The sequence below is a fragment of the Nocardia farcinica genome (genome assembly GCF_029867845.1).
Lineage (GTDB): Bacteria > Actinomycetota > Actinomycetes > Mycobacteriales > Mycobacteriaceae > Nocardia > Nocardia farcinica_A.
In genome coordinates, this window is sequence record NZ_JARWRU010000327.1 from 1 (window position 1) to 10305 (window position 10305).

The 10305-nt window shown below is 72.5% G+C and carries 9 protein-coding genes; 4 read left to right on the forward strand and 5 right to left on the reverse strand.

Going from position 1 to position 10305, the window contains the following annotated elements; genetic code table 11:
- The 3 genes from QH283_RS06970 to QH283_RS06980 all read right to left on the reverse strand — a co-directional run.
- The coding region (locus QH283_RS06970) for an ATP-binding cassette domain-containing protein (protein ID WP_280502192.1) at positions 1–748 on the reverse strand (748 nt) is incomplete at its 3' end.
- Positions 745–1515: a hypothetical protein gene (locus QH283_RS06975; protein ID WP_280502193.1), complete on the reverse strand. Its 771-nt coding sequence runs from the start codon at positions 1513–1515 to the stop codon at positions 745–747. The genes QH283_RS06970 and QH283_RS06975, both read right to left, overlap by 4 nt.
- A 126-nt stretch (positions 1516–1641) precedes the next feature.
- Positions 1642–2664, reverse strand: a complete 1023-nt coding sequence (locus QH283_RS06980) for a glutathione S-transferase family protein (RefSeq protein ID WP_280502194.1) — start codon at positions 2662–2664, stop codon at positions 1642–1644.
- Positions 2665–2702: 38 nt separating this feature from the next.
- Between QH283_RS06980 and QH283_RS06985 the strand changes: the two genes are divergently transcribed.
- Together QH283_RS06985 and QH283_RS06990 are read left to right on the forward strand one after the other, a co-directional pair.
- Positions 2703–3506 (forward strand): enoyl-CoA hydratase/isomerase family protein, encoded by an 804-nt coding sequence (locus QH283_RS06985; RefSeq protein WP_280502195.1) that lies wholly within the window; start codon positions 2703–2705, stop codon positions 3504–3506.
- A gap of 119 nt (positions 3507–3625) precedes the next feature.
- On the forward strand, positions 3626–4891 hold the full coding sequence (locus tag QH283_RS06990) for a class I adenylate-forming enzyme family protein (protein WP_280502196.1): 1266 nt from the start codon (positions 3626–3628) through the stop codon (positions 4889–4891).
- A 10-nt stretch (positions 4892–4901) separates the two neighbouring features.
- Here the strand turns inward: QH283_RS06990 and QH283_RS06995 are convergent, their stop codons facing one another.
- Positions 4902–5648 (reverse strand): tyrosine-protein phosphatase, encoded by a 747-nt coding sequence (locus QH283_RS06995; protein ID WP_280502197.1) that lies wholly within the window; start codon positions 5646–5648, stop codon positions 4902–4904.
- Positions 5649–6113: 465 nt separating this feature from the next.
- On the opposite strand from QH283_RS06995, the gene QH283_RS07000 reads away from it, so the two are divergent.
- Both QH283_RS07000 and QH283_RS07005 read left to right on the forward strand, forming a co-directional pair.
- Positions 6114–6590 (forward strand): TetR family transcriptional regulator, encoded by a 477-nt coding sequence (locus tag QH283_RS07000; protein WP_280502198.1) that lies wholly within the window; start codon positions 6114–6116, stop codon positions 6588–6590.
- 43 nt (positions 6591–6633) lie between these two features.
- A complete protein-coding gene (locus QH283_RS07005) occupies positions 6634–7821 on the forward strand; it encodes an amino acid deaminase/aldolase (RefSeq protein WP_280502199.1) in 1188 nt (395 codons plus the stop codon).
- 9 nt (positions 7822–7830) lie between these two features.
- Here QH283_RS07005 and QH283_RS07010 read toward each other — a convergent pair.
- The coding region (locus tag QH283_RS07010; protein WP_280502200.1) for a DEAD/DEAH box helicase at positions 7831–10305 on the reverse strand (2475 nt) is incomplete at its 5' end.

The window sequence follows — 10305 nt, forward strand, 5'->3', positions numbered from 1 at the left end:
CGAGCCGCCCGTCCTGGCGGATGACCGCGTCGGTGAACCCGCGCGCGGCCAGCGCGGTGGCCAACGCCACCGGCACCGGGGCGGCCACGATCAGCCGGTCGGGATTGCCGCGCCGCAGCTTGGCCGGGGTGCCCGCGTAGACGGTGGCGCCCTGGCTGAGCACGACCAGCTGATCGGCCGTCGGCACCACCGACGACAGCGTGCCGCTGGTGATCAGCGCCGCGCCGCCGCGCTCGGCGTGCGCGCGCAGCAGTTCGTGCACCCTTGCGCGCTCGGCGGCCTCCAGCCCCTCCATCGCGTCGTCGAGGACGAGCACCCGTGGATCGGGCAGCAGGGCGGTGGCCAGCGCCAGCCTGGTCTGCTGCCCGAACGACAGCTCGCCCGCCCTGGTGCGCGCCTGTTCGGTGAGACCGACCGCGGCGAGCACCTCGTCGACCCGCTCGCGCCCCACACCCGCCGCGCCCGCGTACACCCACAGGTGGTCGGCGGCGGCCCTGGCCGGGTGCGGCCCGCGCGGGTTCAGCACCGCGCCGACCGGGCCGGGCGCCCCGATCACCGCAGTGCCCGCATCCGGGACGGTGAGCCCGAGCAGTGCCCGCAGCACCGTCGTCTTGCCCGCGCCCGCCGGGCCGACCATTGCGGTGACCGTGCCCGCGGCCACGGTGAAGCTCACTTCCTCCACCGCCGGGACGAACTCGTAACGCTTGGTCAGCGCCCGGACCGTGACGGCGGGACGCGCTGCCGTCACCGGCGTCGCTCGAGCGGCGTCGTCGCCGGGCTCGCCCCGTCGCGTCCGGCGGGACCGGACTTCTTCGCGGCCTCGATGGCGGGCAGCGGTTCGGCGTCGATCACCGGGACGCGGTGGCCGGACCAGTCGCGCGGCGGCGGGCCGAAGGCCTTGCGCGCGTTGTCGACGGTGGTGCGGCCGAGCGCCCGGTTGCCGACGCCGCCGATCACCGCGCCGATGCCCATCGGGATCACCTTGCCCGCCATCAGCGCCATGCGCTTGGTCAGGAAGCGCACGATGAACCGCTTCATCAGCGAGTCGTTCATGCCCGACAGCCCCGGCACCTTCTCGCCGAGCAGGGTGCCCCAGTTCTTGGCGTTCCGCCCGACCGAGCGCTGCACGATCTGCATGCCGCTGTCACCGAGCACCACCGCCAGCACCAGTGCCCTGCGCTGTTCCTTGGCCTCCGGCGCGACGCCGTGCACGGCCGCGATGGCCAGGGTGTAGAGCGCGGAGGCCTCGAGGAAGAAGGCGGTCTCGGCGGTGATGGTGGCCAGCGACGCGACCGTGCCGACGCCGGGCATGGCCGCCGTGGCGCCCGCCGCCGTGCCGCTGCCGGTGATCGCGAGCAGGTATTGCTTCTCGATCCGGGCGACGATCTGGGCCGGGCTCTCGCCGGGGTGTGCGCGACGCAGGCGCTCGATGTACTTGTCGACCGCGGGGCCCTGCAGCTTGGCACCGTTCTCCAGTAAAGCGACCACGGTCTTCTCGAACGCGCCGTTACTCATGACCTCACTACCCCTTCGATTCGGCCTCGCTGAACTCTATGGCACCGAACCCGCGCCGGCCCAACACGGGAACGATCCGAACGAGAACCGGGTTCCCCCGTACGGAGCGGGAAAACTCCGTGTGCCTCAGGCCACCGGGCCGTCGGCGACCTCCTCGCCCGCGACCGGCGGGCCGGGCGGGGTTCCGTCGCCGAACGGGCTGCCGCCGAGCGCTTCCCGCCCGTGCGGGGACAGCCAGTTGGACAGGTCCGGGCCCTTGGGCACCACACCGGTGGGATTGATGTCGGTGTGCACCGCGTAGTAGTGGGTCTTGATCTGCCCGAAATCCACCGTGTCGCCGAAGCCGGGGGTCTGGAACAGATCGCGCGCGTAGCTCCACAGCACCGGCATCTCGCTGAGCTTCTGCCGGTTGCACTTGAAGTGGCCGTGATAGACCGCGTCGAAGCGCACCAGCGTGGTGAACAGCCGCACGTCGGCCTCGGTGATGGCGTCGCCGACCAGGTAGCGCTGGCCGGACAGCCGTTCGGTGAGCCAGTCCAGCCGGGCGAACAGCCGGTCGTAGGCGCGCTCGTAGGCGCCCTGGTCGCCGGCGAAACCGCACCGGTAGACCCCGTTGTTCACGTCGCGGAAGACCAGGTCGTTGACTTCGTCGATCTCCGCGCGCAGCTCCTGCGGGTACAGCGCAGGCGCGCCCGGCCGATGGAAGCGCGTCCACTCGGTGGAGAAGTCCAGGGTGATCTGCGCGTAGTCGTTGGTGACCACCTCGCCGGTCGGCACGTCCACGATCGCCGGCACGGTGATGCCGCGCGGGTAGTCGGGGAACCGCTTCAGGTAGGCGTCGCGCAGGCGGGGGATGCCGAGCACCGGGTCCACCCCGCCCGGATCGAGGTCGAAGGTCCAGCTGTACTTGTCGTGGGTCGGCCCGCACAGGCCGAGGGAGATCGCGTCTTCGAGGCCGAGCAGCCTGCGCACGATCAGGGTGCGATTGGCCCACGGACAAGCGCGGGCCGCGACCAGCCGGTATCGCCCCGCTTCCACCGGATATCCGTCACGGCCGTCGGCGGTGATACGGGTGGTGATGTAGTTGGTGTCGCGCTTGAACTCGCCCGGCTCGACGTAGGAACCGGCTGTGGATTCCGTCTCGGTCACCCGGCCAGTCTGGCAGACGCAACGCCTAGGCTGCCGGTATGAGCGAGAACACCTCCAAGACGGCCACCCGGCTGGAACGCGAGACCACCGAGGCAGGCGCCGAAGTCGCCGTGCTCACCCTGGCGAATCCGCCGCTGAACCTGTTCGACCAGGCCATGTTCGACGGGTTGGTGGCCGACATCGCCGAGCTGTCGGCGAAGCCGCCGCGCGCGGTGCTGCTGCGCGCGGAGGGCAAGGTCGTGTCGGGCGGTGTGGACGTGCACACCTTCCAGGGGCTGACCGTGGAGACCGGCGCCGCCCTGTGGCAGCGGCTGTTCGACGACATCATCCATCCGCTCGAGGCGCTGCCGTGCCCGGTGTTGTTCGCCGCGCACGGCCTGACCCTCACCGCGGCGTTCGAGGTCGCGCTGGCCTGCGACATCATCCTGGCCACCCCGAAGGCCAAGTTCGGCCTGGTGGAGACCGTGGTCGGGCTGACCCCGTCGATGGGCGGCCCGCAGCGGCTGGCCGAGCGGGTCGGCTCCGGCCGGGCCCGTGAGTTCGTCATGACCGCCGACCTCTACGACGCCGCGACGATGGCCGACTGGGGCGTGGTCAATTACATCCACGAAGATCTCGACCCGGCCGCGCGGGCGCTGGCGCACAAGCTGGCCGACGGCCCGACCAGGGCGCACGCGGCCACCAAGAAGATCATCGAGGCCTGGCGCTCCGGCGGCGTCGCGCACGCCGACGCGGTGACCCCCGAGGTCTCCGGCGTGCTGTTCGACACCGAGGACTTGCGCGGTGGCGTGCGCAGCTTCCTGGAGAACGGGCCGGGCAAGGCCACGTACCAGGGACGCTGACGGGGACGGGCTCGGCGTCCCCGCTGCGGCCGCCGCGCCGCCTCAGGCGATCGGCCACGAGAATGTGATCCGCGTCATATAGTTCTGGTGTCTGTCGGATCGGGCGCCGCGGAGGACGCATGACGCAGCAGCTGGTGGTCGAGTACCCGGTGGACGGCTGTCGCGTCCCGGTGGCGTCCGAGGCGGCGGCGATGGCGCGCGGCGCCGACGGCGTGCTCAGGTACGGCGATCTGTGGCCCGCGCTGACCGAACTGCTCGACCGGCAGGTGCACGCCTTCGCCAACCGGGAGGCCGTGGTCGAGGTCGGCGGGCCCCGGCTGACCTATCGCGAACTCTGGCATTCCGGCGCGCGTATCGCGGGCGGGCTCCAGCGGCACGGCATCGGCTACGGCGACCGGGTCGCCATCCGCATGCCCGCCGGCCTGCGCTGGATCCGCGCCTTCCTCGGCGCGCTGCTCAGTGGCGCGGTCCCGGTGCTGGTGCCGAGCGCGCTGCCGCACCGGGTGGCCGAACAGGCGCTCGCCGACAGCGCGGCCGATTTCGTGCTCGGCGCGGGCACCCCGCTGCCGGACGGCCCCTCCTTCATCGACGACGGCGCGAGTCTCGGCGAACTGGCGGTGCTCTGCTACACCAGCGACCCGCACGAGTCCAGGGGCGTCGAGCTGACCAACGAGAACCTGCTCTCGGCGATCCGGTCCCTGGTCGGCACCCTCGACCTGCCGCGCGACGGGGTGCGCAATCTGGTGCTGCTGCCGCTGGCGGGCACCCGCGGCTGCGTCGACCAGCTGCTGCCCACCTTCGCCGTCGGCGGCGCCGTGGTCTTTGCCCGGGACGCCGCCGGGATCGCCGAAGCCCTGGAAACCGAACGGGTGGACATGATCTCGGCGACTCCTGAGGTGTTCGCGGGGCTGTGCGACACGGTGGGCGCCATGCGCCGCGACGGCATCGACACGCGCGGCGTGCGCAGGCTCAGCAGCGCGGGCAGGAGTACCCGGCGTCCGGCGGCCGCCCCGCGCGACATCTCCGCGACGTTGCGCGAGTCCTTCCCCGAGGCCAGGCACTGGCTGCTGTGGGGGTCCACCGAGACCAGCGGCATCGGGCTCGCCGCCGACGACCTGGTCTGTGGCGAACGTGCCGCCCACGACCTTCCTCCCGGCGAGGTGCTCGGAAAGCCCTTCGGCGGAACGGAACTCGCGCTGATCGGCCCGGACGCCGCGGCGGGCGAGGGGGAATTGCTCTGTCGCGGGCCGAATGTCAGCACCGGCTACTGGAACGACCCGGCCGCCACGGCGGATCGCTTCACCGGCGGCTGGTTCCGCACCGGCGACCGGGTCCGCATCACCCCCGACGGCACGGTGCACCGAGTGGACAAGGCCGCCTCCTAGCGCGGGCGGGCTAGACCAGCAGCCGATCCCGCAGTCGCGCCAGCAGTTTCGTGTCGATGCCCGCCGCCGCCACGAAGGCGGCATGGTCGCCGTGCAGCATGTGCACCGACTCGGTGGCCACGTTCAGGTACTCCTCGCGCACCCCGAGCAGGTCCGGCGACGGCTCGGCGCCCTGGCCGAGGGTGGCCCCGAGCATGGCGCGCAGCGCGGGTACGGCGTGATTGCTGCGCAGATAGTCGGCGTAGACGTCGTCCTCGACGACCCCGACCGCGCGCAGCAGCGTGGCCACCGCCCAGCCGGTGCGGTCCTTGCCCGCCGCGCAGTGCACCAGCACCGCGCCGTCGCCCTGGGCGATGGACTCGGCGATCTCGGTGATGGCGGCATTGGCCTCGGGCAGCTGCGGGAACACCCGGTAGACCTCGAGCATGTGGGTGAGCGCGGTGGTGCCGTCGGAGTCGTGCGGCGGGGCCGCACCCATCCGCGAGTCGAAGGGGGTCACGCGCAGGCGCACGTCCTCGGGGAGCCGGTCGTGGCCGATGTTGTCGATCTCCTCCAGTCCGCGCAGGTCGTGCACGTGCGCGACGCCCAGTTCGCGCAGTACGGCGTGGCCGCGTTCGTCCAGCCCGCTGAGCTGGGCCGAGCGCAACAGCACGCCGGGCCGCACGCGCGCGCCGGAGACGGTGCGCAGGCCGCCGGTGTCGCGGAAGTTGAAAGTTCCCGGGATGCGGAACTGGTCGGTTGAAGACGGGAAGGTCACGGCTCCAGGCTAGCCACGGCGCGCCGGTCACGGGACGGCACGCGCGTGCCGGGGCGGGCGCGTGAGCTTCGCGGCCGGTGTGGCCGCGGGCGGGCGGCGTGTGTGTTCGGACACATAGGCTGGCCTGTCGTCGTTCCGGCCGTACTCTGAATCGAGGTGCGGATTACGGCGCGGATACGCCGCCCGCGCCGAGGAGGGCTAGCAGAGGTGCGGGGGGCCGGAGAGATCCGGGAGCGCGGGTTCGGCGGCCGAGCACAAGGCCCGCGACGTTGCGGTGCCGTCCCGGTCGGATAACAAAACAATCTTGCAGTATGAAAATAGTGCTGTACCCGTTCTCAAATCATGGAAACCCTCTACCATTGATGAACGTTGGACCGGACGGTCCGGTGGTTATCCGGCCAGTCCGCCCAGTTCAGCGAGTCGCGCCGTGCAGGGGCGCGAGGTCTTTCGCCGAGGGAGTCGTCGTTGAGCGCAGGAGAAGTAGTGGAAAGCCGGTTGCGGCCGACCGTCTGCGAAGCAGTCGAAACGGCAGCGGCCACGCTCGATCACGGCGGAGTTCGGGCGTTGCGCGTGTTGTTGCACGCCGGTATCACGGCCTACTGGCCATTGGTCAAGGCGTCGCCGTACAAGCAGATCACCGCCTACGAGTCCACCGTCCGCACGATAAGGCAGCGCTGGGAGGCCAGCTCGGAGTGTGTGGCCGACCCCGTCGCGGCGACCACCTTCCAGCAGATGGATGCCGAGATCGCCGCCTTCCTCGAGTTGTGCGCCGCGCGGTCGAACACCCAGTGGCTCGAGCCGGTCGAATCGATCGCCGCCTACTGTGTGTCGATGTTGCAGGGGACCGTGCTGCGCTGGCTGGCCTGCTGTGACGACGAGACCATCCTGGTGGTGCTCGACGATCTGGTGAGCGGGCTGACCGTGCGCGCCGTGGAGGCGTGACACCTCCCCGCGGTACTGGACGTTTGTCCAACTGAGTGGTTGAGTGGACGAGGTGAGCCAGACCTCGCCGATCCCCGGGCTGCACGCGGCCACCGCCGACCTCGACCCGCCGCTGGCGGCGCTGGATCTGCCCGCCCTGCGCGCGAATGCCGCCGACCTGGTGCGCCGCGCGGGCGGAACGCCGATCCGGGTCGCCTCCAAATCCGTGCGCTGCCGCGCCGTGCTGGAGACCGTGCTCGGCTCCGGTCTGACCGCCGACGGCGGTTTCGCGGGCATCATGTCCTATTCGTTGCGGGAAGCGCTGTGGCTGGCCGGGCTGGGCGCCCGCGACATCCTGCTCGGCTACCCGACCGTCGATCGCGCCGCGCTGGCCGCGCTGGCCGCCGACGAGACCGCGCTGTCCTCGATCACCCTGATGATCGACGACGTCGCCCAGCTGGAGCTGACCCGCGCCGCACTGGGCAGCGGGACCGTCCGGCCGCAGGTGTGCCTGGACGTGGACGCCTCGCTGCGCGTCGGGCCGGTGCACCTGGGTGTGCGCCGATCCCCGGTGCGCACCCCCGAGCAGGCCGCCGAACTGGCGCGCGCCGCGAAGGCCGCCGGCTTCGAGGTGGTCGGCGTGATGACCTACGAGGCGCAGATCGCGGGCCTGCCCGACAGCGGCCCGGCCGTGCGCCTGGTCAAGAAACTCTCCGCCGCCGAGATCGGCCGCCGCCGGGCGGCCGTGCTCGACGCGGTGCGCTCGGTGGCCGGCCCGTTGCGCATCGTCAACAGCGGCGGGACGGGCTCGCTGGAGATCAGCGCCGCCGACCCGGAGGTCACCGAGGTCACCGCGGGCTCGGGCCTGTACGTGCCGACCCTGTTCGACGGCTACCGCGCGTTCACCCCGCGCCCCTCCCTGTTCTTCGCCACCCCCGTGCTGCGCAGGCCCGCGCCCGGCATCGCCACCGTCTTCGCCGCGGGCTACATCGCCTCCGGCCCGGCAGGCGCGTCCCGCGTGCCGAAGCCGGTGTGGCCGCGGGGGTTGAAGCTGCTGGGCACCGAGGGCGCGGGCGAGGTGCAGACCCCGCTGAAAGGCGCGAATTCGGCCCGCATCGGTGATCGGGTGTGGTTCCGGCACGCCAAGGCGGGCGAGCTGTGCGAGCGGTTCGACGAGTTGCACCTGGTCGAGCGGGACGGCTCGCGCACCACGGTGCCCACCTACCGGGGTGAAGGCCGCAACTTCGGCTGACCGCGCCGCTCAGCCGAGCCGGAGGAACCGGCCCGGCTCGGTGAGTTCCTCGGGAGACTGCGGCAGGTAGGTGGTCAGCAGCGGCGAGCGGATGACGATCGCCTTCCACATGGCCCGGCTCACCGCCGCCCGGATCAGCCCGGGGGAGAACAGCGCGGCCATGCCGTCGGGCGCGTCCTGCGGGGCGGAGGTGGTCATCGAGATCAGCACCACCGCGGTCTCGCGGCCGCGGAACCGGTCGACCGTGCCGACCAGCACGTCCTCGATCTTGGCCCGCGCCAACAGGGTACGGATGCGGCCGACCTGCGCCTCGTAGGGGGCGATGACGAACAGATCGTGCGGGTGCAGCCTGCGGGTCTGCCCGCCCTCGGTCCACGGCCGCCCGAGCAGTGCGCGCACCTGCCGCACCACCTCGCGGGCCTCGGTCACCGACTCGGTGGAGTCGCCGCGGTGGACGACCGTCACCGTCTCGATGCCGGGCAGCACCCCGTCCAGATGCCGGGCGGCGCCCGCCCGCACGTCGGCGGTCAGCCTGCTGTCGTAGTACAGCCGCGACAGCGGCCCGCACACCCCCGGGTGCATACGCCGGGTGCGGTCGAGGAAGTAGCCGCGTCCGGGCGGCACCGTGTCGCGTCCGTCCAGCAGCCAGGCCAGCACCGAATCCGCCACCGGCGCGGGGTGCGCGGCCTTGGCGTGGGCGGGTTGCGGGTCGCCGACCAGCAGCAGCGAGCGCGCGCCGCCCGCGACCGCGGCCACCTCGGCCAGCGGGAACCGGCCCGCGTCGGCCACCACCAGCAGATCGAGGCTGCCCGCCGGGACCCGCGCCGGATCGGTGAAATCCGTCGGCAGCCCGCCGATCACGCAGCCGTTGACGGCGTGGTCGAGGAAGCGGGCGAAACGCCGCGGGTCGATCACCGCCCATTCCGGGGCCACGGCCTCGGCCTCGGATTCGGCGACCAGTTCCGGCAGCACGCCCGCCGCGACGATGGCCTCGAACAGGTTCTCCACCGTGGGGCGGCTGTGGGCCACGATGCCGATCCGCCAGTGCCGCCTGGTCACCAGCTGGGCGATCACCTGCGCGGTGACCTGGGTCTTTCCCGTGCCCGACGGCGCCTGCACCACCAGATAGGAGTCGTCGAGCCCGGTGACGGCCGCGGTGAGCGCGGCGACGTGATCGCCGTGCACCGGGGGCAGCGCGCCGCTGTGCAAGCGCGGTGGTCGCCTGCCGAGGATGTCGAAGAAGGCCCCGCCCGGCAGCTCGGGCAGAGTCATGAGCAGCCGCTGGCCGGTCGCCTCCACCGCGGCCTCGGCGCGGAAGTCCCACTCCGGCACGCCGGGGGCGATGGCGATGGGCAGTTCGTCGTGCGGGCCGAGTCCCTCCGGCAGGATCTCCTCCAGCCGGACCGCGTCGGCGAACTCGGCGTCGACCGCGCACCCGAGCACCACGGCGGTCCCGGTGGCGCGCCGTCCGTACGGGCCGATCCGGTCGTAGAAGGTGTGCACGCGGGCGCCCGGCGGCAGCGCGGTGGGCGCCGCGGTGCCGGTGGGGCCGGGACGCAGGCCGCCGCCGGAGCCGATGCGGCCGGTCAGGGTGAGGAAGCGCCGCATGGTCGTGCCGTCGGGGCTGCGGTGCCACTTGGTGTCGACGGTGCCCCAGTCGGCGATGAGCACCCCGGGCGCGTCGGACCACTCCCGCACCGGCAGGGTCAGGCGGTCGAGATGCGCCCAGCTCGACGCTCGCCGTTCGCGCCGCCGGTAGCCGAGGATCGCCGCCATGACAGCCGCCGGGTGCGCCTGATCATGCTGCGCCGCACCGTATTCCGCGAGCGCGGCCTCCACCGAGGACGGCGGTGGCGGGCACTGCGCCTCGAATTCCGTATCGGGGCCGAAGGATTCGCGGAACTGCTGGAGCCTGCGCAGCCAGTCGCCGATCCGCAGCAGCGCCACCCCGTCGGATCGCTCGCCGGGGATCAGCGCCCGCAGCCGGTCGAAGCGGTAGGACTCCACGCCGATCACCACCGCGGCGCGCACCACCGGGTACAGGTCGATCATCAGGCTCGCGTGCAGCAGCTCGTCGAGCAACTCCTCGTCGCCGAGGCCGTCACCTTCCGCCAGCAGGGCCGCGCGCACCTCGGCGGAGTAGTAGTAGAGACGCGCGCCGGGGTGGGCGCGCAGATGCGCGTCGGCGTAGCCGAGCACCTGGGTGACCGGCCGCTGTCCGGCGGGCACGCTGAGCAGGGTGCCGTCGCGCTCGTCCAGCCGCCAGCGCACGGCCTCGCCCGCCGGGCCGAAGTCGACGGTCAGCGCCAGGTCGGCGGGATGGGCCTCGGGCAGCGACGACAGCACGGCCGGATCGAGCAGCACGTGGGCGGGTGCGCCGGCGGCCTCGGAGCGCACCTGCAGGGCGGCCTGGTCGCGCAGTGCGGCCACGGTGCGGGCGGACAGGCCCGGCACCTCCTCGTCGAGCACGGCCAGCCGGTCGAC